The 25,178-nt window shown below is 43.2% G+C and carries 22 protein-coding genes; 4 read left to right on the top strand and 18 right to left on the bottom strand.

Translation table 11 applies throughout. The features are described 5' to 3' along the window. Positions 1-173 precede the first annotated feature (173 nt). The 3 genes from ABZD21_RS05870 (at position 174) to ABZD21_RS05860 (ending at position 1,959) form a co-directional block, all read left to right on the top strand. Entirely contained in the window at positions 174-356 is a 183-nt protein-coding gene (locus ABZD21_RS05870) for a hypothetical protein (protein WP_372773626.1), read from the top strand. Positions 357-450: 94 nt separating this feature from the next. Continuing rightward, on the top strand, positions 451-690 hold the full coding sequence (locus ABZD21_RS05865; protein ID WP_372773624.1) for a hypothetical protein: 240 nt from the start codon (positions 451-453) through the stop codon (positions 688-690). 105 nt (positions 691-795) lie between these two features. Further along, positions 796-1,959 (top strand): IS4 family transposase, encoded by a 1,164-nt coding sequence (locus ABZD21_RS05860; protein WP_372773622.1) that lies wholly within the window; start codon positions 796-798, stop codon positions 1,957-1,959. 137 nt (positions 1,960-2,096) lie between these two features. Here the strand turns inward: ABZD21_RS05860 and ABZD21_RS05855 are convergent, their stop codons facing one another. The 7 genes from ABZD21_RS05855 to ABZD21_RS05825 all read right to left on the bottom strand — a co-directional run bounded on the left by ABZD21_RS05855 (position 2,097) and on the right by ABZD21_RS05825 (position 16,795). Next, positions 2,097-2,927, bottom strand: a complete 831-nt coding sequence (locus ABZD21_RS05855) for an alpha/beta hydrolase (RefSeq protein WP_372773620.1) — start codon at positions 2,925-2,927, stop codon at positions 2,097-2,099. Positions 2,928-3,048: 121 nt separating this feature from the next. Beyond that, positions 3,049-5,376 carry a glycoside hydrolase family 3 N-terminal domain-containing protein gene (locus ABZD21_RS05850; protein ID WP_372773618.1) on the bottom strand — a complete coding sequence of 776 codons (2,328 nt, stop codon included), beginning with the start codon at positions 5,374-5,376 and terminating at the stop codon, positions 3,049-3,051. A gap of 27 nt (positions 5,377-5,403) precedes the next feature. Then, complete coding sequence (locus ABZD21_RS05845; protein WP_372773617.1) at positions 5,404-6,660, bottom strand: hypothetical protein; 1,257 nt, start codon at positions 6,658-6,660, stop codon at positions 5,404-5,406. A 25-nt stretch (positions 6,661-6,685) separates the two neighbouring features. Then, positions 6,686-8,368 (bottom strand): SusD/RagB family nutrient-binding outer membrane lipoprotein, encoded by a 1,683-nt coding sequence (locus tag ABZD21_RS05840; protein ID WP_372773615.1) that lies wholly within the window; start codon positions 8,366-8,368, stop codon positions 6,686-6,688. Between the two features lie 41 nt (positions 8,369-8,409). Further along, entirely contained in the window at positions 8,410-11,601 is a 3,192-nt protein-coding gene (locus tag ABZD21_RS05835) for a SusC/RagA family TonB-linked outer membrane protein (protein WP_372773613.1), read from the bottom strand. Between the two features lie 17 nt (positions 11,602-11,618). Continuing rightward, entirely contained in the window at positions 11,619-12,440 is an 822-nt protein-coding gene (locus tag ABZD21_RS05830) for a family 16 glycosylhydrolase (protein ID WP_372773611.1), read from the bottom strand. A gap of 359 nt (positions 12,441-12,799) precedes the next feature. After that, positions 12,800-16,795 carry a two-component regulator propeller domain-containing protein gene (locus ABZD21_RS05825; RefSeq protein WP_372773609.1) on the bottom strand — a complete coding sequence of 1,332 codons (3,996 nt, stop codon included), beginning with the start codon at positions 16,793-16,795 and terminating at the stop codon, positions 12,800-12,802. A 138-nt stretch (positions 16,796-16,933) separates the two neighbouring features. Here ABZD21_RS05825 and ABZD21_RS05820 point away from each other — a divergent pair, with 138 nt between their 5' ends. Then, positions 16,934-17,335: a transposase gene (locus ABZD21_RS05820; RefSeq protein WP_372773607.1), complete on the top strand. Its 402-nt coding sequence runs from the start codon at positions 16,934-16,936 to the stop codon at positions 17,333-17,335. Here ABZD21_RS05820 and ABZD21_RS05815 read toward each other — a convergent pair. The 11 genes from ABZD21_RS05815 to ABZD21_RS05765 form a co-directional block, all read right to left on the bottom strand. Next, complete coding sequence (locus ABZD21_RS05815) at positions 17,332-18,012, bottom strand: hypothetical protein (protein ID WP_372773605.1); 681 nt, start codon at positions 18,010-18,012, stop codon at positions 17,332-17,334. The two genes, ABZD21_RS05820 and ABZD21_RS05815, sit on opposite strands and share 4 nt — an antisense overlap. A gap of 5 nt (positions 18,013-18,017) precedes the next feature. Continuing rightward, positions 18,018-18,437, bottom strand: a complete 420-nt coding sequence (locus ABZD21_RS05810; protein ID WP_372773603.1) for a hypothetical protein — start codon at positions 18,435-18,437, stop codon at positions 18,018-18,020. Between the two features lie 181 nt (positions 18,438-18,618). Then, positions 18,619-19,137 (bottom strand): helix-turn-helix domain-containing protein, encoded by a 519-nt coding sequence (locus ABZD21_RS05805; RefSeq protein ID WP_372773601.1) that lies wholly within the window; start codon positions 19,135-19,137, stop codon positions 18,619-18,621. A 294-nt stretch (positions 19,138-19,431) separates the two neighbouring features. After that, positions 19,432-19,842 carry an RNA polymerase sigma factor gene (locus ABZD21_RS05800; protein ID WP_372773599.1) on the bottom strand — a complete coding sequence of 137 codons (411 nt, stop codon included), beginning with the start codon at positions 19,840-19,842 and terminating at the stop codon, positions 19,432-19,434. Between the two features lie 104 nt (positions 19,843-19,946). Then, a complete protein-coding gene (locus tag ABZD21_RS05795) occupies positions 19,947-20,567 on the bottom strand; it encodes a hypothetical protein (protein ID WP_372773598.1) in 621 nt (206 codons plus the stop codon). 2 nt (positions 20,568-20,569) lie between these two features. Continuing rightward, the gene (locus tag ABZD21_RS05790; RefSeq protein ID WP_372773596.1) at positions 20,570-21,472 is read right to left on the bottom strand and encodes a relaxase/mobilization nuclease domain-containing protein; all 903 of its coding nucleotides are present in this window, start codon (positions 21,470-21,472) and stop codon (positions 20,570-20,572) included. Further along, positions 21,465-21,812, bottom strand: a complete 348-nt coding sequence (locus tag ABZD21_RS05785; protein ID WP_372773594.1) for a MobC family plasmid mobilization relaxosome protein — start codon at positions 21,810-21,812, stop codon at positions 21,465-21,467. The genes ABZD21_RS05790 and ABZD21_RS05785 overlap by 8 nt, the downstream gene beginning before the upstream one ends. A 100-nt stretch (positions 21,813-21,912) precedes the next feature. Further along, positions 21,913-22,815 (bottom strand): toprim domain-containing protein, encoded by a 903-nt coding sequence (locus tag ABZD21_RS05780; protein ID WP_372773592.1) that lies wholly within the window; start codon positions 22,813-22,815, stop codon positions 21,913-21,915. Between the two features lie 202 nt (positions 22,816-23,017). Then, positions 23,018-24,220, bottom strand: coding sequence for a primase-helicase family protein (locus ABZD21_RS05775; RefSeq protein ID WP_372773590.1), 1,203 nt, complete (start codon positions 24,218-24,220; stop codon positions 23,018-23,020). Positions 24,221-24,225: 5 nt separating this feature from the next. After that, the gene (locus ABZD21_RS05770; RefSeq protein ID WP_372773588.1) at positions 24,226-24,564 is read right to left on the bottom strand and encodes a helix-turn-helix domain-containing protein; all 339 of its coding nucleotides are present in this window, start codon (positions 24,562-24,564) and stop codon (positions 24,226-24,228) included. 206 nt (positions 24,565-24,770) lie between these two features. After that, on the bottom strand, positions 24,771-25,178 hold the full coding sequence (locus ABZD21_RS05765) for a hypothetical protein (protein WP_372773586.1): 408 nt from the start codon (positions 25,176-25,178) through the stop codon (positions 24,771-24,773).

Raw genomic sequence — 25,178 nt, 5'->3', positions numbered from 1 at the left:
AGATTTTCTTATTCCACGTTATAAATCAAATTGCACATCTGTTGAACGATAGAGTCGACGGAGGCAAAGGTGTGAATGATGTAAGTTTTTCAAAGAATTGTGTAATGCCTCTAAAGAGTGAATGATTTATCTTTAAGTTCCCAAAATTTTATCTGGGCACTGAATTGCAAACCATGTACGATAATGCCATTGGATACTGGAACGGGAAGAAAGGAAAAATCAAACAGAAATTTCCGTTTATTACCAACGAGGATCTGAACTTTCCCGAGGGAAAGGAAAAAGAAATGGTTGAGATGCTGGGATACAAACTTGGGAAAACGATAGAAGAAATGCGAACAATAATCGCATCACTCTGATTTATTTGTTTCTATGAGTTATACATATACGGAGATCCGTACATTCTTTGAAATATTAACACGTTATCCCGGCATGATCCTATATGTTAAAAATATGAAGAGCACTCGTTGTAAGACACTGGTAAGAAGCGAAATGAATAAACTTGGGGTTCACGAGATGACTGTTGAACTGGGTGAGGTCGAATTATTAGAGAACCTGTCAGAAGAGAACCTGCAATTATTAGCAAATGGACTTCGAAATACCGGATTAGAATTAGTCGAAGACAAGAACACCCAGTTGATTAAGAAGATTAAAGCTGCAGTTTATCAGTTGGTCTCATTGGTGTCCCATTAAAATCCAATATAGTTCTTTGAAAATTTTGAAATTTAGTTGATTACAGAGGTTTCGAAAGCGAACGGACTTGAATTCTAGCTTTGCTTCAGATTAATCTGACAGCATATGTTTCAAGACAAATATGTTTTCGCTCAACTGGTCTCGTTTTTAAATCGAAGTAAATTCAACCGTATTGTTGCCAAATATAACGGTGACAGATATGTGAAGCATTTCACTTGTTGGAATCAACTTCTTTCGATGATGTTTGGCCAGCTTTCGAATCGTGAAAGCCTGAGAGATTTGATAGTCGCTCTTGAAGCTCATCATTCCAAATCATATCATTTGGGTTTGGGCAAGAATGTTTCAAAATCATCTCTGGCCAGAGCCAACGGGGGCAGAGACTATCACATCTTTGAAGAGTATGCTTACTATTTGGTAAACGAAGCCCGGCAAAAACGAGTTTCCGACATCCTCAGACTAGATGGTAATGTCTACGCTTTTGATTCAACCACGATTGACTTATGCCTTTCGGTATTTTGGTGGGCGAAGTTTCGCAAGAAAAAAGGCGGAATCAAAGTGCATACATTGTATGATGTAGAAACACAAATACCGGCATTCTTTCATATTACTGAAGCTTCGGTACATGATTCTACAGCAATGAAAGAGATTCCTTATGAGTCAGGATCTTATTACATATTTGATCGTGCATACAATCACTTCAAGATGCTGTATAAGATTCATCAGATAGGAGCTTTCTTCGTCGTCAGAGCTAAGAAGAATCTTCAATTCCAGATAATCAAATGGAAACGAAGAATGCCCAAGAACGTACTTTCAGACGCATCAATTAAATTGACTGGTTTTTATCCCAAGCAATACTATCCAGAACATTTTCGGATGGTCAAATATTGGGATGAAGAACAAAAGCGTGAGCTTGTATTCTTGACCAATGCGATGCATATTTCTGCACTTCAAGTTGCTGAACTTTACAAGAACCGATGGCAAGTCGAGCTGTTCTTCAAATGGTTGAAGCAACATCTGAAAATTAAGAAATTCTGGGGTACTACTGAAAATGCTGTTCGGATACAAATCTACGTAGCCATGTGCACATACTGCTTAGTTGCTATCGTCCAAAAAGACATGCAACTTGACAGAAGCACTTATGAGGTTTTGCAGATTCTGAGCATATCTTTAACAGACAAAACTCACCTTACTGACCTATTCGACAGAACTAAATTTCAAAATGACAAAGAACGTTTTAGGCTTAATGAGCCAAATTTGTTTAATTTTTAATAACGTCCCGATTTTAATGGGACACTAGTGATACGAAATTTAACTTCGCGTCCATGACAGGCGTTGCTGTTAAAATTCGATAAAATCAACGTTTTTGACAGCGCTGTCAAAATTCAGACTTATCTGAAGACATATTCTTACTTGAAAAGCAGTTGAGAAAACTGGTAGAGATTATCTTTCCACACCTTGAAGTCGTGATATCCGCCAGGAATTACCTGATAAATATGAGGCACACCATTTTCCGTCAAGTAAGTGTGAGTCCGCTCACTAAAACGAATCAAGCCATCTTGGTCACCGCAGGAAATCCAAAGTAATTTTAACTGTTCCTTTGCCTTTTCAGGGTCTGGTACAAGTTCTTCCGGCAGTTTTGTATTAGGTGCCGAAGAAAAACCGCCAACCCAAGCAAACGTGTCCAGATGTCCCAGACCGAAATTCAACGCTTGGCCTCCCCCCATTGATAATCCGGCAAGAGCGCGATGATCGCGATCTGCCAATACAGCGTATTTTTGTTCCACAAATGGGATCAAATCATGAAGTAAATCCAGTTCAAAATTGGAAAAAGCCTGAACTTTGTCTGGCGCCATAATATTTCCAACAGCCCTGTCGTCCACCATGGCCCGACCATTTGGTAAAACCACGATCATTGGTTTCAACTTGCCTTCAGCATAAAGGTTATCGAGGATAACTTGTGGGGCTCCCTGATTGTACCATTCTTTTTCGTCGCCACCAATGCCGTGCAACAGGTATAAAACCGGATATTTTGTATCATCAGAATATCCCGGAGGTGTATAGATCAAGGTTTTCCGATCGGCCCCTACTGTTTCGGAGTGATAAACCAATGTGTCTATCTTCCCATGTGGAATATTCGGTCGGGACACATCAAATCCAAAAGGCGTGGACTCCGTGTACTTCTGTGCATTCACAATAAGAGAAAAGATCATGAATGCCACAAAAAAAGTTTGTTTCATTTGCCATCAGTTTAGTTTAGAAACGGCAAATTACATCAATTGCCCACGAGGCGCTTTCAGTTTTGAATATTTAATTTACGATTACAGATACCACTCAGCAAGTTTTGAACTGCTCCGCAATTTATTTGTTAGGGGTGTTCCATTTGTATGTTTTGTTACATTCAATATTCAAGGTTTGATTACCGCTTTGCATACGAAAATCTCCTTGTTCCAATATCCATTTACCATCTGCACCAACAAATGCTAAGTCACTGCCTTTAATGGACAAGGTAACAGTTTGGGTTTCGCCAGGCTGTAGTTCTACTTTTTTAAATGCTCTTAATCTACGGCTCTCTGGTGTAAGGGACGCCACCAAATCACGGCTGAAAAGCATAACTGCTTCTTTCCCTGATTTCGTACCGCTATTGGTTATATCTACAGAAAAATGTAATTCGTCCTCAGCTGTAAATGAGTCCATATTAGCTTTGAAATTACTGTATTCGAATGTTGTGTAGCTAAGTCCGTAGCCAAAAGGCCATTGTACAGAGATAACTGCGTCATAGTCATACGCTCCCTCCATTTTGTCTATTTCTTCGCTTACCCTGTAATCATAGGTGGTAAGTTCGGCTTGATTGCGCGGGTATGTGTATGGCATTTTGGCACTCGGATTGACACTACCGTCTAATATGTTGGCCAACGCATCGCCACCAAAATTACCTGGCAACAAAATGTTTATGATACCACTTGCCATCGGCTCAATATCGTTGATAATACGAGGCCTACCTTCGTTGAGTATTAGCACAATTGGTTTTCCTGTAGTGGCCAGGGCTTTTACAAGTTTACGTTGATTTGGAGAAATGGCGAGATCGTTGAGGTTACCGGGCGTTTCGCAATAAGAGTTTTCACCAATACAAGCAATGATGATATCGACATTGCGTGCTGCGGCAACAGCTTTTTCAATCTCCGGCTCATTTTCTTCCGTATAACTTCCTTCCTGTTTATAGGTTACTCCTTGTTCCAATCGTACATTGTCCGCACCAAATTTGTTGCATATAGCCTCGTAAATGGTATTATACTCACCAGCAAACCTATCGGTAAGATGTCCTTGCCATGAATAGCTCCATCCACCATTCAAACAGCGCATGGAATTAGCATTTGGGCCAGTGACAAGGAGTTTTTTTCCTTTTGTCAGAGGTAATATGTTATTCTCATTTTTAAGCAGGATCATTGACTCTTCAGCAACATGGAGTGCTAATTGCTTGTGTTCATTACTACCAAAAAGCGGATAATCTTCAGTCAATGTATTAGGGCAATTGAAGAGATCCAAGCGGAGTTTTAATCTGAGAATCCGGCGTACAGCGTCATCAATTCGGCTCATGGGTACCTTATCTTCTTCCACCAGTTCTTTCAGCAGTGTACAGAAATGAAGATCGTAAGGCTCCATCGCCATGTCGATCCCTGCATTAATAGCTATTTGGATAGCCTCTTTCTTATTGGCTGCGATGTGTTCCCGTGTGTAAAGATTGTCAATATCTGCCCAATCAGTTAACAACATTCCATCCCATTTTAAGTCTTCTTTCAACCATTTGGTCAGCAAGTCATAGTTGGCATGAACCGGCACTCCGTTAATAGATCCGCTATTGACCATGATGGTTAATGCTCCGGCTTCAACACATGCTTTAAAAGGTGCAAAACATTTTTCACGCAGGTCGGCATCGGATATGTAAGCTGGCGTTCGATCTTTTCCAGTACGCGACATGCTGTACCCCATATAATGTTTTACTGAAGTCGCGATACGATCCGCTGGGATATGATTAGGATCGTCGCCCTGGAAGCCACGAACGGCAGTACTCCCCATGATTGAGTTAACCAGGCAATCTTCGCCGTAATTCTCCCAAACACGTGGCCATCTCGGGTCGCGTGCCATGTCCACAGTCGGGGAATAAGTCCACGGACAGTTGGCTGCACGGGTTTCATAAGCAGTAACCTGTGCCGATTTGTATGCCAATTCGGTATTGAACGAAGCCCCAATATTAATATTTTGCGGGAATAAAGTACCCCCCAATGTGTAGGTGGTGCCATGATTCTGATCCAATCCATAGATACAGGGAATACCGATTTCTTTCATCGATACATCCTGTATTTTACCGATAATCTCTTGCCATTTCTCACGACTTTGTGCTACAGGACCAGGGGCATTTAAAAAAGAACCAACTTTGAATTCAGCAATGGCCTTGTGAAGTTTGGCATCATCAAGTTTGAATTCATCATTAACGAATTCACCTAATACGTCAATGCTAAGTTCAGTCATTTGACCTATTTTTTCATCAAGAGTCATTTTTTTAATGATGTCATTCACCTGCTGCTCTATCTTAGTATCTTCCGCAATTGCTGAAGGAGGGGTTACCTGCGTAGTGCAGGCAACCATAATAGTTGATGAAAAAATTAGTAATACTTTTTTCAGTGTCATAAGCCAATGATTAATTTTTTGTTCATATTACTGCACGGTTACCATATCTACATAGTAGCCATGTCCTACACAAAGAAATCCGCTTTCAGCCTGAATTTTATCCAGAACCTCTTGTGTTAACTGTACTTCTTTCACTCCGTCTGTTGAGAACTCGATTACAGAAGTGCCGGGTAGATCATTCCACCAGCCGGTCGTGGTACGTAACTGATGATATGCTGCTTCAGCGGCTACTGAATAGTGAATACTCAGGACAGCACCGGCTTTTAACGAGGCAAATACGTCACTGCCAATCAGGTTGAAGGTTTTGTTCGGACTGTCGTCAGGAAGATCCCACGACACATAATGGTGTCCTTGCCAGAGTACAGTGGTTGAAGAAACAGTGACTGTTTGTTCGGTAACGACATTCTTATCCACATAGAATTGTAAGCCTGCACCGCTTTGGGTAACACCGGTCAGTTGGTATTCCCCGTCATCCAATTGAGGACAGGTAATTGCGATTTCAGTGGTCGACTGCCGGGTGAACCCGGTGATCGTCTGTCCTGCGAAGGTCAGCGAAGCAATCTGGTCGAGATTGATACCGGTCATTACCCATTCTCTGTTCGCATTGGTACGGTCGGCTCCTGAAGTGATAAGTGCCGTGTAGGTGACTTTGACGGTGTTGCCACCATATTCGTTGTTTTCATTGTCTACCAGTACCACGCGATGCTCACCTTCGGCCAGGTCGGCCGGAACTTCATATTCGATATAGGGATTGTCTTCTGAAGCGACGTAAACGATATTATTGATGGTTATTCCATCAATAATAATGCTCGTTACGTTGTCAAGATTGTTGCCATAAAGGCGGGCGCTTATTCCCGGCGCGATGATACGCTCAAAGCCGACTTCTGTTGCCCAGGGGTCGTCCGCTAAGGGATTTACCTGTACAATACCCTCGCGATAGGTCGATTTACCGGCTTCGGTTGAAACGATTACCTTAAAGTTGTATGTACCTGCTTTGAGGTTGATATCGAGTGACGTTCCGGTTTGTACTTCAATTCCGTCGATCTGCCATGAAATGGTGGTATAGTCAGCCGGAGTGACGGTCAGTTCCATTTGGAGGTTGGCATCCCTGCTAATGTTGGCGACAACAGGCAGTTCGCCGTTTACGCGGTCCGGGAAAATGGGATCGAGTATCCGCGGGTCGTCACTGGCAGTAGCTGTTGAGAACGGATCTTCGTTGTTGCATGCTGTGAATGTGAAATTCATCGCAAGCACGGCAACCAGTATAAAATATATTGTTTTCATATTTCTTCTATTTACATCTTTATCGTTATTCCGTAATTATTTTGTTCCACCATACAGGTGTGTTCCAGCTGTTATTGCCACCCATCCGGTTCAAGGCTTCGTCATAATTTGCTTTGTTGTATGACGATTCGAGTACCGGGTAACAGAGACGTACCGGAATTTCTGAACCTCCGGTTAGGAACTGACCGAAGCCGTAATCTGCCGGAGATTTAAGTGCGGGATAACCTGAGCGGCGCACGTTGGCCCAGCATTCGGTCGGGTTGGTGAGATGAAGAATCCATGCTTGTGTGTTAATCGCTTTCTTTTTTTGCTCGTCGGTGTAGCCTATGTTTATATTCGGGATGAACGCGTTGAAATCATCGTCGGATACAGCATCGCAATTGTAATTATCGGTCAAAAAATCCATAGATGCCCGAACGCCTTGGATATACAAGTCATTAACAGAGCTAGCTCCAACATTCCATCCTTTTAATTTGGCTTCTGCTAACAGGAATTTCACTTCTGCCGAAGTTATCACAACCCCCGGACTACTGCCTTTGAGAAAATTATTAGCCAGTTTTGGCTCGGTTTCGCGGGCTACACTCGGGTTGACTGAAGGATTGGTCTTGGCCAGCTCTTTCAAAATATCGCTGTCGTAGCCTGTAGGCCACGGTTCCCATGAGAAAGCTCCCGGATCGCGGGGGTTCGTTTGGATGCCTTTGGCGATTATCTCGTCAGTTAAATCAACACGGTTGGCCGGACTTGTGGCGCTCATAAGCCCGTCGTAATAGAAGCGGGCGATTCTGAAAGTACGGGGGTCGCCGGTGTTGTAAAGTTGATTGTATAAGGTAGAACAAAGATAGCTGGGATTATTGGCAGGGTCGTTACCGAAAAGCAACTGCGACAAAGCATTACCCCGATAATCGGAATAGGCTTCCTGCCCAAAGCTGAACGAAATATCCATGTATTTGATAAGTGCGTCGTCGCTGGCAGTCTCCAGAATGCCGCCATCGGCTTGCAGCGCTTTTTCAAATTCTTCCTGAGCCTTTTGAGGTGCTACATCGGAGATTCGCATGGCAAAGCGCAGGCGAAGTGAATTGCCCAGTTTTTTCCATTTTGCAATGTCTCCGTTGTAAATAACGTCGCCCGTAATTCTGTCTTTGGCGGCGTCAAGGTTTTCAACAGCACTATTCAACTCCAGGAAGAAATCATTGTATATTTCTTCCTGCGTGTCATAGCTGGGGTTGAACTTTCCTTCGAGAAAGCCCTTGCCAGCTTCGCTGTAAGGTACATCACCATAAATGTCTGTGATAACAGACATGAGATAGACTCTGTATATACGCAAGGCTGAATTAATATTCACCTTTAGGCTGTCGTTGGCAGTATGGTATTCAGCGTCCGTGATGTTCTTGATGGCCATTGGATAAAACGATGTCCAGATGCGGCTCATCTCACTGTTGTCTTGCGTGTGACGTCCTCCATAATTTGTGGTATTCCAACATCCCATGAGCTGTTGATTGAACGCGTAGAGATAGTTGCGGTAAATTTCAACCATTCCCAGGTCGCCATAAGTTTGTAGCTGTGCCGTAGTGAGCTGGGCGTTGGGGTCAACAGAGGCAGCCTTCGAGGGGTCGGTGTTCATATTTTCCATGTACTGATCAGTGCAGCCGGCAAAGAACAGGACAGAGGTCACCAACAGTATTGCTATATAGGATAGATTGTATTTCATTGTATTATATTCTTTGTAAATGAATTAAACTTGAAATTCGTTTAGAATTTAATGTTGACGTTGAACCCGTAGCTTCTGCGCGACGGTAAGGAGCCATATTCCATACCCATACCAGTCGTGTTATTGTAATTGGAATCCGGATCGATGTTCGGAATGTTTTTCCAGATGATAAATGGGTTACGTGCAACAAACGAGAGGTTGAGACCTTCTACAACATTTTTCAACAGGGATTTCGGAACATTGTAGCTCAGCGTTAGTTCGCGTAGTTTCACATACGAGTTGTCAAAGACAAACATTGACGGTGCATTGCGGCTTACACTCATCCAGTAATCCTCTGGGTTGATGTAGATGTCGTTGGGACGATAAGTGCCATCTCCATTGTCAATTACCCCGGGAGCGACAAATCCTCCGGTGGGGTTCCAGCTGGCAGAGCCTTTGGCGATGCCGGCAGCTTGACGTTGTTCTTCAGAGCGGTACCATCCCTCTCGTCCGGCAAGTGTTTCTTTGCTCTTGCCCGATTCATAAGCTGCACGGGCAGACATGGAGTAGAGGTCGGCTCCCACTTTTACGTCGAAGATTGCTGAAAGCGACAGTCTTTTGTAAGTCAAGGTCGTAGTTGCACCTCCGGTCCAGTCCCACGAAGCGTTACCCAGCACATGATTGCTCTTGTCATATTGAGGCAAACCAGTCTGCGGATCGATGAGTACTTCTCCATTATCATTGTACTTAAAATCAGGTCCTACAATCGAACCAAAATTCTCGCCGACCTTGGCTGCCACCTGAACATCGAGCCAGGCAGCTTTTTCCAATTCGAACATATCCATATCGTCCACAAGCTTTTTTACTTTGTTGCTGTTTTTCGAAAAGTTCAGATTTACATCCCAGGAGAAGTCTTTGGTTTCAACGGGACGTGTATTGAGTGCTATTTCGATACCTTTATTCTCAATTTCGCCGGCATTAATCAGTCGGTAGTTGTAGCCCGATGTCCAGGAACCGGCCATGCCCATAATCTGGTTTTTACTGGTCTGCGTATAGTAGGTAAAATCAACGCCAACCCGGTTTTTTAGGAATTTTGTATCCAGACCGATCTCAAAAGAGTTGGTCTTTGTCGGTTTCAAGTCCTTGTTTGGAATGGTGTTGTTGTCGATATAGCCGATGGTGTAGCCGGGATAAGTAAATTTGGATTTGGTGTACACCAGTCCTAACTGGTAGGGGTTCGTATCGCTGCCTACCTGGGCCCATGACATGCGGAGCTTTCCGTAAGGCATGAATTTTTTTACCTGAGCCAGTTCGGAGAATACGAAGCTACCCGAAAAAGAAGGATAGACATAGATGTTGTTACTGGTAGGAAGCGTCGACGACTGGTCACCGCGCAGCGTGGCGTCGAAATAGAGCATGTGTTTCCAACCCAGATTGACAGCGCCATAGACCGAGTTGATTTGCTTGCGATAACTGTTCAGTTCGATGCTGGTTTCGTTGAAGCTCATCAAGGCCACGACATCGCGAACCTGCATATCCTGAGCTGTGATAACCGTGGTTTGGTTATTCACTTTGTACACGTTACCTCCAAGGGTCGCATTAAGGTCGAAATCTCCCCAGCTTTTGTTGTAAAGGGCAAGCAGCTCAAAATTGTACATCCGGTTTTGGAACGAACTGCTTTGAAGGCGTCCTGCTTCAAAACCGGGCGTAGTGGGGGCTTTAAAGTCGTCGAAAGTAAACCAGTTGAGTTCGGCTCCTGCCGTTCCCTGCAACTTCAGATGCTTATTGATATTCCAAATAGCCTTTCCGCTGAAGCGGAATTGATCTTTCTTCGAGTCATTGCTATTTTTATAGACATCCCAATAGGGATTCACGTTGTAGGGATCCATGCCATTCCAGTTGGCGTACTCGCCATTCTCATCCTGGTAGGTTTTTAGCCAACGTTGATCGTAAGTGGTGGCCAGTGTCATCAGGTTTTTACCAATATTCGACTTGCTGTCGCCCAGCGCAGGACGATTTTTTACGGCCTCACGCGTATAGTTGGCATTGAAATCAAAATCTACCTTGTCCAGCGAAGTATTAGCACGCAGATTAAAGATGTCACGGCTCATATGGGTTTCCGGAACAATATCTTTGTTCCGCATGTCGGTATAAGTGAACCGCACGCCGGTATTACCGTTGTTTGTGCTGATGATGGCTGTATTACTGGCAGTAAGACCAGTGCGGAAAAAGCCCGAGGTATTGTCGGGTATAATGAGGTATGGCCGCTCTACGCCGTCATAGTATTTCAGGGAATTGGTTCCGTCAGCTTTCGCACCCCAGCTTTTATTGGTATTGGATACCGCATCGATGCTGTAGGTTCCGTTGCTGCCCATCCCATAAGTCTGTTGTATGTCGTTCCATTTGGCAAGTTGTGTATCGAAGGTCACCGTTCCGTTGTATTCCACGTCGAAACTGTTTTTGCCATTGGCTTTTTTGGTCGTGATCAGGATAACACCGTGGCTGGCACGGCTACCATAAAGAGCAGATGCGGCCGGACCTTTCAGCACCGATATATTTTCGATATCATCGGGGTTGATGCCCGAAATACCATCGCCAAGGTCGAAACCACCGGATGTGCCGGCACTACCGTAATTGGTGTTGTCGAGTGGAATACCATCAATAACATACAGGGGCTGATTATTTCCGGTCATCTCGGTATTTCCGCGCAAGAGTACACGGGTAGAACCCGATGGCCCGCCAGCAGTTTGACTGACCACCAACCCGGGTACACGACCGGCCATTGAATTGATGACATTGGTTTCCTTGGCCTTTGTCAGTGCGTCGCCGTTTACTTCGGCCACATTATAACCCAGCGCTTTGCGTTCTCTTTTGATTCCAAGTGCAGTAACGACGACATCGCTAACCATTTTATTGTCTTCTTCCAGGACAATGTCCAGCGGAAGCTGACCAACCGCTACTTCCTGGGTTTTATAACCGATGTAACTGACAACAAGAATGGCCCCGGGACGGACATTCAGGCTGAATTTGCCTTCTTCATTGGTTATAGTTCCGTTGCGGAGATCTCCTTTTTCTACAACAGTTGCTCCAATGATGGTGCCAGAGGCATCCCTCACCGTTCCTGTAACTTTGAGTTCTTGTTGTTCTGTTGCAGAGTCATTTAGTCCGGCCGCTTTCACCTGAAATACGCTTCCGAAAAGGCAGGCAGATAATAGTCCGCAAAACAAAATGTATTTGTAAGCTTTTATTTTCATCGAATTTATAGTTAAGATTAATAGATTTTCACCCAGTCAATATACATGTGCACTTTTTCACCGTCTTTTAAAGCAGTGATTCCGTTTATATCGGTGATGCCGGTAAAAGAACCACCTACGGCAAGATTAAATAGAATGAAGAAATTGTCGTGGAAATATGCAGAGCGTCCGCTGGTTTCACTAATGTCGAACGAATGAAATTCGATATTATCAACCGATACGGTCAAACTATTTTCGCTCCAGTCCAGGGTGTAGACATGGTATTGGCCGTCCTGTAAACTGTGGGGGAAGTTTGAAGCCTGGTATTCTTGCTGATGCCCTGTTCCGGCGTCGGTTCCGTAGTGGATGGCTGTGTTCAGGAATGTTTCGGTGGTAGCTCCGGCAATTCCATTACGTTCGCCCATCTCCATAATATCTATTTCTCCGCATTGCGGCCATGACTTTCCGTTGTCTCCCATCATCCAGAACGCGGGCCAAAGGCCGTTGCCGGTTTTGGGAAGCTTAATGCTTGCCTCTATCTTTCGGTATTTGAAGTTCTTTTTTCCTTCGGTATTTACACGTCCGGAGTAGATTTTATTGCCTTTGCGTTCGGCTGTTAAAATCAGCACCGATTTACCGTCGTCGGTACCCACCGAAACATGCGCTGCATCGTAGGCTTGCAGTTCCTGGTTTACCCAGCCTGCTTCGTGCACTTCTTTCGTCCAGATGTTTCCGTTAAAAGTTTCAAAATCGTCTTTGAAAAAAAAGCTCTCTTGTTTTCCTGCATCCACCTCATCGTTTGACGAGCAGGATTGTTGCATCAAACACATTAGTAGTAGAACGACTGTTGTTTTTTTCACATTAAAATGTTTAGGTTAAACTTGTTTTTTCGGCTGTTCTGAGTACGGCTGCAAACAAACATTTCCCAAAGTCGAATTCGGGAGAACGTCTATTTTTTGGTCGGCCTTTTTGCTCAAAATAGCGGCGTGAAAATGCTAATTGCAGGTAAAAACGATGGGCAGATAGCTGACAAATAAGGTTTGATTTCAGACAATTTTTCTATTAAGCCCTATCCACGGGGCTTCCAGAGACCTTTGCAACTGTGTTTGGGGATATAAATTTCCGGCGTTGTGATAAGCAAAAAGCGCCAATAAGGTCAGTTATCGTCCGTTTGACAGAAAAGGCTCCGGTCTAAAATCAGTTATGGAGCGAAATCGGATTAATTGTATTTGCTGGGTTGAATGCCAAATTGCTTTTTGAACAGCGAACTAAAATATTTCGTATTGACAAATCCGGTGTCGGTAGCAACTTCGGTCACGTTTCTGCCTTCCTTCAATAGTTCGGCTGCTTTCTGAAGCCGGATGATGCGTATAAACTCTTGTGGACCTTTTCCGGTCAGTGATTTAAGGCGACTGTAAAAGAGCGTCCGGCTCATGGCCATTTCCTGGCACAGCGTGTTAATATTGAAATCAACGTTACTCATGTTCCCGATGACAAGTTGAGTCGCTCGTATAATAAATTGACGGTCGCTTTCAGGCAGCATATCCGAAGCCGGTTCATCTGTTTGATTGTCGTTGGTTTTTGCTGATAAGCCCGGGTTGTCGTTATTGTTCAGGCTTCCTTTTTCTGCTTCAACTTGTAAAAGAGCCTGCCGCATGAAAAAATCCCGTTGTCTGTTTCGGTTGGCTATCAGGCCCTGTACTTTCAGTTTCAGAATCTCGGTACTGAAAGGCTTGGGAATATAGTCGTCTGCACCTTTCTTTAGTCCTTCAACAGTGGCATCATGATTCACTTTTGCAGTAAGCAAAATGAAGGGTATACCCGCCGTGTCCGGATTTTCTTTGACCAGCCTGCAAAGTTCATCCCCTTGTATGCCCGGCATCATGACATCGGATAGGATCAGGTCGGGGTATTCGTTTGAGAGATATGTAAGAGCCTCCTGCCCGTCGGAAACATCAACCACCCGGTAGTCGTACTCGAAAGTTTTACGCAGGTAGTAGCGTAGCGCCTCATGATCTTCGACGATAAGCAGCGTATCTTTTCCTGTTTGCCGGTTTAGGTTCCTGGTCTTGTTCACTTCTTGTTGGGCAAGGTCGGCCGTTCGGGAGAACAAAACTTCCCGTGGAGTAACAGTCGGCTTTGGTACAGCTTTGGGGACGGTATATGTTCTTGGCAGCGTTACCGTAAAGGTGCTGCCTTTGTTTTCCTCGGATTGAAAGCTGATCTTTCCGTGCAGTATTTTTATTATCCGGCGTGCTTGTAAGAGGCCGAAGCCTGTTCCGCCTTCGTTCGATTTTCGCGTATTCTCCGCTCTGTAAACATCGGTAAACAGGTGCTTTTTTGCCTTTTTCGGAATACCAATGCCGCTGTCTTTGATTTCTATAATGGCTTTTCGTTTCGTGTAAAGTAAACTTATGCGGACATCACCCTGTGGCATCGTATACTTGCAGGCATTGGAAACCAGATTGTCCAGCAGTATTTCGACGATGTGCATGTCTGCCATAACGTAAACGTCTTCATCGGGCAAAGAAAGACTTAAGTGCAATTGTTTTTTGTCGCACAACGGCTGAAAACCGGCAATCTCCTCGGCAAGGATGTCGTTGAGGTTTAAGGGGCTTAATACAGGCTGTTGCTTGTGAGTATCTACCTTTTCAAATTCGAGTAGTTGCGTGATGAGCGTATAGAGCTTGTTCGTGTTGCTGTGTGCCAGTTCCAGGAGGTAAAGGGCTTTGTCCGAGAGTCCCTTTTCCTTACACAGGTCGTCCAAAGGTGCCATAACGAGCGTTACAGGTGTCCTGATGTCATGTGCTGTATCAATGAAGAACCTTATTTTGTCCTCATCGTAGCGTTTCTGAAGCTGATTGCTTTTATAGCGCCAGATAAAGGAAATGACGATGCCTGCGACGCCAATGTAAACCACCCATGCCCACAACGAATTCCACCAGGGTTGAGCAACTTTTAAGACAAGTGTTTTTTCGGATATAATTTTCCCGTTATTCCGCCGCAAGCTGCGCACTTTGAGAAGGTAAGAACCCGGAGACACATTGGTGTACCGTACCATACCATTGGGCGATAAGCTGCTCCATGATTTTTCGTACCCTTCCAAAATATACTGGTAGGCGATGTCACGCTGAAAGCGGTAATTGATCGACTCAAAGGTGACTGAGAATGAGTTATGTTTGTAGTCAAGTTCAATCAAGCCATTCGTCAGCATGTCGTATATAGCAGGACGTAAACGCTTTTCTTCTTCTGCGGGGAGATAGTCTATGGTCAAGCCGGTAAATCTCAATTGGGCCTGATAGTTTGTCATGCTTATCGCGTCGGGCGTAACCAGGACAGCGCCGTTTGTGCTACCATAGGCAAATTTTCCGTCTGTCAGCCGGGCAAAAGAAGATTTGTTATACTCCTTGTCAATGTCGCCCACATAATTGAGGTTCGATACCTGGAAGTTTTCGATTAACGCAAGCCCTTTCCCTGTACTTATCCACAAACGTCCTTTGGCATCTTGTTGCAGGCTGTACACGTCGTTGGATGGCAGCCCTTCTTGTGTGGTGAATATCCTTGACTCCCGGGTTCGCATATCATACAGGTTTAGCCCACCCCCTTCGGTTCCCAGCCAGACAGTGCTGTCGCCGTTAAAAAGCATGGATATGATATAGGCGCTGACATTTTGTTCATGATATTCCTGGGAGCTTGCGTAGCGTTGGATTTCTCCGGTACGTTTATTCACCAGACTAAATCCATTCACTGTGGCGACAGCTATTTGGTCATTGTTTACTTCTTCTATGGAATGAATCCACTTAATATCGTATGTTCGTTCGGGGCGTCCCTGCTTATCCATCATCAGCAGTTGTCCGTCCAGGCCTCCCACCCATAAGTTCCCGTCAGTGTCTTGTTTGAGCGAAAAAACATAATTTGTTGTAAGTCCTCCCTCCTGTTTGGTGAGATGGCGGATGACCTGTTTCCGGTTGTTCAAAAGGTAGATGCCGTCTCCGTAAGTTCCGGCCCACACGGAGCCATTTTCTCCTTTGCACAAAGCAACAACTACCACACCCTTTAACTCGTGGCTCCACTGATTCGAAAATTTATCGCGAATACTGATTCCAAAATCAGTGGCAAACCAAAGGTTTCCAGTAGTATCTTCTTCAATATCATTGATGTTGTTATTTGCCAATGATTGCGGGTCTCCCCTTTGATGACGCAATATTGTAATCGGATATTTCAACAGGATAGCAACGGAGACGCCCCCGGTGTAACTTCCTATCCATATGTTCCCTTGATTGTCCTTGGTGACAGCATAAATCCCGTTACCGGGTAAAAAAATGTCGGTACTGTCCTCTGTACTCATCAGGAGATGGCACTTTTTCGAGTCTCGGTCGACTGTGTAAACGCCTCCTCCGTCTATTCCTACCAACAAGGTATGCGAATCATAGCTTGTAATGGCTCTAATCGGGTTGAGAAAACCGGAACTCTGTTCATTCAGGGGAAGCAGGGCCAAAGTTTTCAAATCCATCACCCATAGACCATTGTTGAAAGTCCCTATCCAAAGTTCATTTCCGGTAGCGTTGAGGAATAACGTCTGGACATCCTTTTCTGTTATCAGCCAATGCACTTTGTCTAATTGCGAATAGGAAAGTTGCAACACCCCTGTGGATGTACCAATGAAAAGCAATTCGCCGGTAGGTATAATGTCATTGATATATTGCCCGCGTATGACAGGAGTGATCGGCTTATCAGTATCTTTCTTGTATAGCCCGCTGCTCAGTCCCAACCATAAGGTTCCATTCTCATCCAGGCACAGTTTGTTTAATATGATTTCTTCGCTGATGAATTGGGCCAAATACAGGTATTGTTCAAAGCTGTCATCCTGGATCGAATAACGATAGATTCTCCCGGTATTGTCGTATGCCCACAGTCCGTATCGTTTGTCGTAAAGCAAACGAAGTGTACGCCCGCCCATGTCGCCGTAATAAAAATTGCCCGACAAGGTATAGCTTTTTACAGCACTGCCGTTGTAGCGGTCTATTCCTACTTTCGTGGCCATCCACATGGCACCGTTCTCATCTTCAACAATCGAAAACACACGTTGACTGCTGAGACCTTCGGCATACCCAATGTGCCTGATGTCGAATATATTGTTGGTCAATTCGGCCTTGACGACAACGACCACCATCAACAATAATATTACTATTGGTAGTTTCAACAGTTTTGTCATAAATACGTTTCACAAGTGCATGATAATGGGAAGCTGTTTAATATTAGATAAACTGGCACAAATAATTGACTATCAAATTGACAAATGAAATAAGAATCCATATCTCACACATAATCAAACAAATAAAACACCAAAAGAGTGTATTTTACCGAACCGACCGATACCCAACATGATGTAATATTAGCCATTTTAAAGGATAAACGAAAACGGAACTATTCTTTGAGGAAAATATTTAACGCCACCTTCTATGTGCTTAAAACCAGTTGTCAATGGAGGATGATTCCGAAGTGTTTCCCAAAATGGAAACTCCTATACTACGCCCCATGTAGCTTGAGACAAATGTCCGATGGTTCAAATGGGAAGAAAACGATCTTCAAATCGGGCTCCCACCACAAGCTTGTCCCTGTCGTTCGGAAGAGCCCGTTGTTCTATCTGCCCGTAAGACTGTGCCAAATCCCCTACCGTAATAAAACGATAATCAACCTTATAAATACAACAGCAGTAATCGTCATTGTTCGAATAAGTTTTAACCGTAATTAGTTATACGATTGTTCAGTACATCGATAGTCGAAAAATGCAATTACAAAAAAACTAATTAGAAGCAAAACAAAAGAGAAATTTAGTGCCGGCAACCAAGTCACCTGATTCAGGTCTATAATTGCGCCTTGAATAGGAGACATAAGTGCGCCACCAACAATCGCCATGACCAAGCCCGCTGCACCGGAGGACTTATCATTTGGACAGGTATGAACGTCGGGAACAGGTGTTTGGGTAATATCGGCATATTCACTGGTTTGGTAAAGTCGCTTTGGCTGCCCCATTTCTAAATCGGTTAAAAATGGCGGAAGCGTGATTTCAGCCTCGTTTAAAATAAAATGATCCACTTGTGGATAATTGTCGTGTTCCTGGGTAAACAAGGGGCCACCAGCAACTATTTTAGTATGCCATTTCCCACATTCGTCCATGACTTTGCGAACTGATTGTTTCTGAATATACATGGCGCTGATGAAAACATAATCAGCCCATTGAATATCGCTCGCGTGAAGAGCCGAGACATTCATATCGACCAATCTTTTATGCCACGATGATGGGAGCATCGCCGAAACGGTGATTAAGCCAAGTGGCGGTACGGCAGCCTTTTTGTTAATAAACTTTAAGGCATTTTTGAAACTCCAAAACGAATCGGGGCACTGTGGGTATACCAATAATATGTTCATGCGTTTTATTCTAATTTTCGGTTAACCTCTGATTTACCATTTGTGAAGAAAAAAGGAATAAAAAAATCAACTTCTGAATCTTTCAAGCTTTTTTCATCCAGATCATCAATAAGTTCCTGATAGAACCGATTAAAGCGTTCCAGATCATCTTGATCCAGCAAAAACAGTAATTTTTTCGTATTGTGGAAATTCAAGTCCCCGACCTTGGTGTAAATTATAACCAACTCGAAATCATCAACTTTTTCGCGTCGGTGCAGGTAAAACCCAATGAATCTGTTTTTGTCTCCCTTTGGATTGACCACATACCGGTAATCTCTGGATATGCGATCCCGTTCAAAACGGACGATATATTCATCGATTGAAAAATAGGGTTCAATGAACCGATGAAAGATGTCTTCCAGATAGTATTTTTCCTTTTTATTCAAGACCAAACAAATTAATTTGCTACAACACGAAAAGCATGGCGCTCGGTCACTGACTAGCCACCAGACCAATGAAAAATAAAAACAAAAACTTCATTTTCCCGGCATGGAAGTTGCCGAAATATAAAATTCAGGAATTCGATTGGCTTTCTAATTACACAATTCTGAAAAAGATTTGCATGATTCACACATCCTCAAGTGTGTCCCTTCTCTTTCCTTTTAACTTTTTAAAGTACGAAGGTGTTAAACCGGTAAATTTCTTGAATTGATTGGATAGGTGAGCAACGCTGCTATAGTGCATTTTGTAGGCAATTTCCGTAAGATTTAGCTCATCATAGACAATCAGTTCTTTTACTCGCTCGATTTTGTGAGTGAGGTAAAATTTCTCGATGGTTATGCCCTTGACTTCTGAAAAAAGATTGGAAAGGTAGGTGTAATCGTAATTGAGTTTCTCGCTCAGATGGTCAGAAAGGTTGACCTTGATTTGGTCGTTGGTGTAATGTACCAGATCAATAATTACAGCTTTTATTTTCTCAACCAGAATACTCTTTTTATCATCCATAAGGAGGAGTCCTGATTTTTTCAATGTTACTCCCAATTGCATCAATTGGTCCGGTTGGACTTCTCCAATAATGTCCGCCTCCCCAATTTTCACATAAACATATTGAAGTCCCAGCTTTTCCAATTCAGCTTTAACTACCATCTGGCACCGTATGCAAACCATATTTTTGATGTAAATTTTCATCGAACCGGGTAAAACGGGTATATCAGCAAATTTATAAGTTAGTGAGAAATATAGCTTTAAGATCTTAAAAAAACTTTAAATTGACCTTGGAATTCTTCTTCCTTACAAGTTAATTACCAGATTAACTATTAGGCTGATGGGTTTAAATAGGTGAGGCGGCTTTCATTATCGCACCTGGAATCTTAGCCCTAAGCCAGGAGTTTGGAGATCATCCTCCCAGTCAGCGATTTCCTCCCCCAATTCAGAAAAAAACTAAAGGCCTCTCAATCGCTCCATCAACTGTTTTACGTCTTCTGTACCGGGATAAATTTTTAGGATTTCCTCACCCAGGCTTATTGCCTTTTGCGTTAGATTGTTAGTTAAATAAAATTGAAGCAGCTCCAAACGGCTGTTGAGATCGTCCACAACTTCGACTTCCTTCTTCATCACCTTCTTCCGGTAATGGTCACTAATTTTGTGATTGAGAATACTGAACAGCCAGTTTTTAGGCGAGCTGTCGCCATTGAACGTTCCGGCTTTTTCGACGGCAGCAAAAAAAGTGTCTTGCACCAAATCCTGTGCAATCTCCACGTCGGAAACTTTATGCAAAGCCCAGGAGTAGAGGTCCTGCGTATAGGTCTCAACCCAGACTGAAAGTTCATTTTGCGTTTTTTCTATCTTCATACTGAGGGCAATAATAGTTTTTAAAGATATGAAAAACTCCCTCTCACATTTGGATGGTTTAAATTCTCCCAGTTAGAGCACTCATTCATTAAATCTCTGCAATTTCACTCCAGGTGTTTCTGTTCCAATTCTTTAATCTGCTCCTGGTTTTTCCCATCAAATTCTTTCACTTGTTCCTGAATTTCCTTTATCAGCGTGTCGTTCCGGTGGAAGTGAAACATATCTTCCAATTTGGAAAGCTCCTCAGCGTTAATCCCACCCACCATTTTGATGTACCTGTATTTGATGTCATTATCGCCCATAAGCATTATTTTTATTCTTTGATAAACATTTCCAATCAGCGAAACGGCAAACAAGAGGAAAAGGAAGACGAAAGCCATTCTCACTTTCCTTGATTTTAGTTTATGCTGGCGTGCGTGGAGGATGATTCGTTCTTTTTCCTGGTCTTTTAAAGTTGAAAGAACGCTTTCAAGCCCTGAACGGATTTGATTTTCTGACTCTTGAACAGATACTGAGAGCTGGTTAAGCTTTTGGTCCAGGACCGATAAATTACGCGATGTTTGCAGGAACGCATTTTCAGTTGTAATTCTATTTCTTTCAAGGTCTTCTTTAGAGACGACATCATCCAGCTTTTGGTGCTGATCGTTGATTTTCTGGTCAATGGTTTTCAGTAGGTTGTTGACCTCTTCGAACAGGACCGCTACTACATTTACATTCTTTCTCATTTTTACCTCCTTATCCCTCTTTTTCTTTTGAGTTTTGGAACAGCATTTTGTTTTGTCCGGTTTTCGTTGTCAGCGGAGTATTTTCCCATCTGATAGAATAAGCTTTTGAGAATATTTCCTGCGACCAGGTGATCCGGAATATGATAATGGATATGCGTTTTTTGGTAAACTTGCTCAGAAATATTCTGTTTGAGCTGAAAGGTAATTTTTGAAAAACTGAATTGTCGATCTACTTTGGAGCCATTGAATGAATAGCCGTTTTTATCGAAAACAACTCCCTGTATTTCGCTGGTTTTCCCTTTGAATTTGAACGTCACGCCAATGCCCTGTTGTTTTAGCCCTGCAATAATTTGATCCCAGCTATGGCATGCGGGAAGGATTGCTTTCAGCGATTCGTAGATTTCATATTTGGTTTTATCCGGCTCCCGCAGGCGATATGCTTTTACTTTCTCTTTTCCCCGGGTGAAATATAAACCATGTTTTTCGGTGAGTTCTTTACAGATTCTCTCACTACGGTACCGGTCATTTCGGTCTGAGATTGTTTTGCCATTATTATCCACCCGGTTAAAGACCAGGTGTGCGTGTGGATGCTCTTTGTCAAAGTGACGGCAAAGAATGTATTGCGTATTGGAGATTCCCATCAAGTTCATATACTCCTGCGAGATTTTTACCACCAGCTTGTTGTTCAACTTTCCCAGGTCCTGCGCAGAAAAATCAAGTGAAATATGACCAACCGGCATTTTTATCCGGACGTTCATTTCTGATTGAAAGACGAAACTGTCGATGATCGAACCAGCATTTTTAAGCCTTACACCTTGGCTGTCCAAAATCTCAGTGCTTTTGGATTGATCCAGGACGTAGTTGACAACGCCCCGGAATCCCTGTCCTTTAACAATCTTAGCCATCATGACGAATTTGATTCAACAGGTTATCAATCTTGCCTGCCAGGTACAGATACTCAAGCCGGGCATCGGAATATCCCGCAGCGTTTGCTTTGCGGGCAATTTGGTTTAAGTTGTTGGCCATTCCGGACAGTTTTCGGATGTGATCATGCAATTCAGGGGAAAGCCGTTGCTTCACGTAACCTCTTCTGATGAGCTGACGGATGCATTCGCTGAAACTCACATCGGCCTCCCTGGCTTTTGCCTTGAGCGTGTAATAGTCGATGGTTCCCATTTTTACGTTGATGTGATAGGCCATTTTTTCACCCAATCGTTTGACCGGACGGCCATTTTTATTTTTCATTTTCTGCTATCTGATTTTTTGATTGAGACCAGCGGGATGACACAGGGGTTTTGGTATTACCAAAACATAAACTTGCTACCCCTGAAAAAAGAACCTTTTCTTACAGCCTAAAACTTCTGCCTTTTTTCATTTGTTGGGCTTGTTTTTTACCGCATAAATAATCATTGAGGTCTTTGCATGCAGCATACTTTTCCGACCTGTCATCGACAGAAAAGCATGATGCTTTGATTACCTGAACAGCTTTTCGTCCGCTTTCATCATTGTCCAGATAAGCAAAGATATTTCTGTGCCCTGCCAGAAAAGCCAGTGACTTTTGAATATTGGCCACCGAGTTGAGCACTGCAACATCGTACTGTGTCTTTTCGATTTTTCGTAGTGTTAAATAGGAAAGAAAGTCCCAAAAGCCTTCAAAAACCAAACAGTTGTCATGTCCATTTTTTACAGTCGTAATATCTTTTGGAGAGATGCAGCCTTTAAATTTTGAGGGACTGGACAGTTCATATCCACCGCTATCATTCCCAAAGCCAATTGAGAAATAAACGTTGTCCTTGACCTGGTAATGAACTTCCCTGCAATACAGGTTTGCCAGGGACAAGTCAATTTTTCGTGTGCTTATCCAGGCTGCTAATTTGGGATGGGAAATCGTGCAAATGTTCCGAATGGTCATAGCCGGGTTCCTGTTTTGTGGCGTAGCAAGTATAGAATCCCGGTGAAAAGAAAAAGAATTCCGACTGGGACCTGCAACGTCCTTCTCCAGTTTGGCTGCAGCCTCATGAAAAGCGCAGCCCTCCAGTTTCATCACCAGATCGACGATTGAACCGCCTTCCTGGGTGCCGAAGTCATACCAAAGGTTTTGGCGGTAATCCACCTTGAAGCTTGTATTCTGCTCGTCACGGAACGGACTAAAATACATTCCGTAGTAAGCAAACTCTCTTTTGGGAAGAACCCCCATATTCTGAAGATAACCCTTGATACTTATTTGTTTTATTTCAGTGAGTGCCATAAGTGTCAAATTTTTGTTGTTGTGTTGTGGATAATGGCTAACCTGCATTATTTCAACTTAATACAGACTCAACAAAAGCACAACAAATGAAAGCGGTGTTGTAGTCCGGCCATAACAAACAGGATTTTGTTGTGTATTTGTTGTGTGATTGTTGGGGTGTGTATCTGTCCTATTTTCAATTGTTTAATAGCTAAACTCAACATTACAACAGGATTTTGTTCAGATCGGCGATTGCAACTTCCATGTAACGTCCTTTTCTTTTCACCGGAACAAGTTCCCCATCGGTACCGATATGATAAAAATTGTATTCGCCGTTCTTTTCAGACGTTAGTTCCCAATTGTCTTTGAGTATGTTCCGGATCACAGTAATGTCGGCCCGGAGCCCTGACTCCCGCAATACTTCCAGCAGGTCCTTCGGGCAGCAGCGCATTTTGTCCTTTTGCAGTCCCTCCATCACATCACGGCAATAAGTCGCCATTTCCATTTCAAGCTTGTTTGTATTGTATTTTTTGATTTTCTGAAGTGCGGGAGTCTCGAGTGCAGATGGATTGAACCACATTCGGGATTCATTTTTTGCAGCGAGTTTTCTGTGAAGAAGAAAATGCAGGAAATGAGGAATCTCTTTGGCCATTAATTCCCGGAGACGGATGTTGTCCTTTTCGACCCGATTGATTTTTCGCACCCAAAACCGAACTTCTTCCCTGGGAATGATAATCGGGTCTCGCTCGTTGTTGGAGCAAAGAACAAATTTGGCGAAAAACTCAATCTCCCTTCGGTCTTTGCCTTTGGCTTCAATTTTATAATCGCCGGCTGTTGAGAGGTTTTTGATTTTCTCCGTGTCTTCCATCTTGTTCAGAAGTAATTCGTCAACCAGCACCAGCAGGCGGTTGGCCCAGTCGGCATTGAACTGGCTCCGGAAATCTTCGTTTGTGTTGAACGTCGCGTTTTTTCCGAAAATCATTTTCAAAAAACGCAGAAAGGTCGTTTTCCCCGTATTCCGTTCATTGGAAACCAATAGCAGAATGGGCAACATTTGGGCAGGCAGAGTATAAAGAATCTGAAGGTAATCCAGGCCGATTTCAATTTGTTCCTCAAAAATATGGTTAAGAAAATGCCGGATATGGGGAAAGTCTCCCGGACACGGCACATAGCTCACCGGTTCATACTGGTTGAGATACGTGCCATGTACCTGTCGATAGTGAACATGATCGGGGATAATGCAAAAACCATCATACTTCTCAACTTTGGGAAGGTTGTTCTTGCCAAAGTCCTGCCGGAGCGTTTCATAGCTCCAGGGAATCTTATCCTCGATATAATCGCCGCTGATCAGTGGACGTTGCACGATTTTGTACAAGCTTGTTCCTACACGGATGTATTTACCGCTGTTCAATGTCTTTTCCTTCATCGCGATTACCTTTTACGTCTTGCACTCCGAGCAAGGGTTAAGCTGATTTTACTTGAATCATGTTTGGGCTTGGTTTGATTTTCAGCCCACAGCAGTATTTCTTTTCGCGAGAAGACCAGTTTGTTTCCATACGTTTTGCAGGGAATTTTACCGGTGGAGGTTAACTTGTAAATTTTTGCTTTTGATGTCGGATAGCCATATTCCTTTAACAATTTCAATGTATCGTCTAGGGTTATGGTATCAATTGTTGACTGAGGCGAAGCCTGTTTGGGCAGTGCCAGGGAAACTGCCTCACTTACGATTGCCCTTAGTTCCTCGGGCGTTGTCACAATGATGTTCGGCATAATACTCAAATTTATAGTTACGCATCGTTTTGAATTTGAGTGTAAAATAAAAATGAATATGGTTGAAAATCAATTAGATAAATGGCTTTACGTAAGTAGGCCTATGGCAACAATTTAAATGAAATATTAACGAAAAAGTTGTAAAAGACATTCGTTTTATTGTCAGATTATATCAAATCGATACGATGTAAAGTTGAAAACTTTTTTTACTTTTTATTTTTTTGTTTTTGAAGTTGTTTCAGGATCAGGTCAGGAGGGAAGGTTTCGGTTTTGGATAAAGCTTCTGATTGTACGGGGGTTATAAATTTCTCCCGGATCCATTTATCCAGCGTTGGTCGCGATATTTTCAACATTTTGGCGATCTCTTTTTTTGATACGATCGTTTCACCGTTGAAGGTTTTGATGTATTCTTTATTTACTGCCAAATAAGTTGTTAGGTTGCGTATTGCCTTGTCCACATTTTGGATTCGGGGCGTAATTTTCTTTTTAACGGAAATTTGGATGGTGTCCATATCGTAATCAGCCAGTTCTGGGTTTTTCTGCAACTCGGAGACAATCGTCTTATAAATTGCAGTTTGCCTGGCTAATATTTTGTATTGCTTACGACGGGCCAT

Origin of the sequence: Mangrovibacterium sp., from assembly GCF_041596335.1 — a bacterium.
Taxonomy (GTDB): Bacteria; Bacteroidota; Bacteroidia; order Bacteroidales; family Prolixibacteraceae; genus Mangrovibacterium.
Note: the sequence above shows the minus strand (reverse complement) of the source record. Positions and strands in the feature narration are given on the sequence as shown.

What these genes read in the sequence shown, in the direction of transcription:
- ABZD21_RS05870 (WP_372773626.1), top strand. Translation starts at nt 174, where the DNA reads ATGTACGATAATGCCATTGGATACTGGAACGGGAAGAAAGGAAAAATC.
- ABZD21_RS05865 (WP_372773624.1), top strand. Translation starts at nt 451, where the DNA reads ATGAAGAGCACTCGTTGTAAGACACTGGTAAGAAGCGAAATGAATAAA.
- ABZD21_RS05860 (WP_372773622.1), top strand. Translation starts at nt 796, where the DNA reads ATGTTTCAAGACAAATATGTTTTCGCTCAACTGGTCTCGTTTTTAAAT.
- ABZD21_RS05855 (WP_372773620.1), bottom strand. Translation starts at nt 2,927, where the DNA reads ATGAAACAAACTTTTTTTGTGGCATTCATGATCTTTTCTCTTATTGTG.
- ABZD21_RS05850 (WP_372773618.1), bottom strand. Translation starts at nt 5,376, where the DNA reads ATGACACTGAAAAAAGTATTACTAATTTTTTCATCAACTATTATGGTT.
- ABZD21_RS05845 (WP_372773617.1), bottom strand. Translation starts at nt 6,660, where the DNA reads ATGAAAACAATATATTTTATACTGGTTGCCGTGCTTGCGATGAATTTC.
- ABZD21_RS05840 (WP_372773615.1), bottom strand. Translation starts at nt 8,368, where the DNA reads ATGAAATACAATCTATCCTATATAGCAATACTGTTGGTGACCTCTGTC.
- ABZD21_RS05835 (WP_372773613.1), bottom strand. Translation starts at nt 11,601, where the DNA reads ATGAAAATAAAAGCTTACAAATACATTTTGTTTTGCGGACTATTATCT.
- ABZD21_RS05825 (WP_372773609.1), bottom strand. Translation starts at nt 16,795, where the DNA reads ATGACAAAACTGTTGAAACTACCAATAGTAATATTATTGTTGATGGTG.
- ABZD21_RS05815 (WP_372773605.1), bottom strand. Translation starts at nt 18,012, where the DNA reads ATGAACATATTATTGGTATACCCACAGTGCCCCGATTCGTTTTGGAGT.
- ABZD21_RS05805 (WP_372773601.1), bottom strand. Translation starts at nt 19,137, where the DNA reads ATGGTAGTTAAAGCTGAATTGGAAAAGCTGGGACTTCAATATGTTTAT.
- ABZD21_RS05800 (WP_372773599.1), bottom strand. Translation starts at nt 19,842, where the DNA reads ATGAAGATAGAAAAAACGCAAAATGAACTTTCAGTCTGGGTTGAGACC.
- ABZD21_RS05795 (WP_372773598.1), bottom strand. Translation starts at nt 20,567, where the DNA reads ATGAGAAAGAATGTAAATGTAGTAGCGGTCCTGTTCGAAGAGGTCAAC.
- ABZD21_RS05790 (WP_372773596.1), bottom strand. Translation starts at nt 21,472, where the DNA reads ATGGCTAAGATTGTTAAAGGACAGGGATTCCGGGGCGTTGTCAACTAC.
- ABZD21_RS05785 (WP_372773594.1), bottom strand. Translation starts at nt 21,812, where the DNA reads ATGAAAAATAAAAATGGCCGTCCGGTCAAACGATTGGGTGAAAAAATG.
- ABZD21_RS05780 (WP_372773592.1), bottom strand. Translation starts at nt 22,815, where the DNA reads ATGGCACTCACTGAAATAAAACAAATAAGTATCAAGGGTTATCTTCAG.
- ABZD21_RS05775 (WP_372773590.1), bottom strand. Translation starts at nt 24,220, where the DNA reads ATGAAGGAAAAGACATTGAACAGCGGTAAATACATCCGTGTAGGAACA.
- ABZD21_RS05770 (WP_372773588.1), bottom strand. Translation starts at nt 24,564, where the DNA reads ATGCCGAACATCATTGTGACAACGCCCGAGGAACTAAGGGCAATCGTA.
- ABZD21_RS05765 (WP_372773586.1), bottom strand. Translation starts at nt 25,178, where the DNA reads ATGGCCCGTCGTAAGCAATACAAAATATTAGCCAGGCAAACTGCAATT.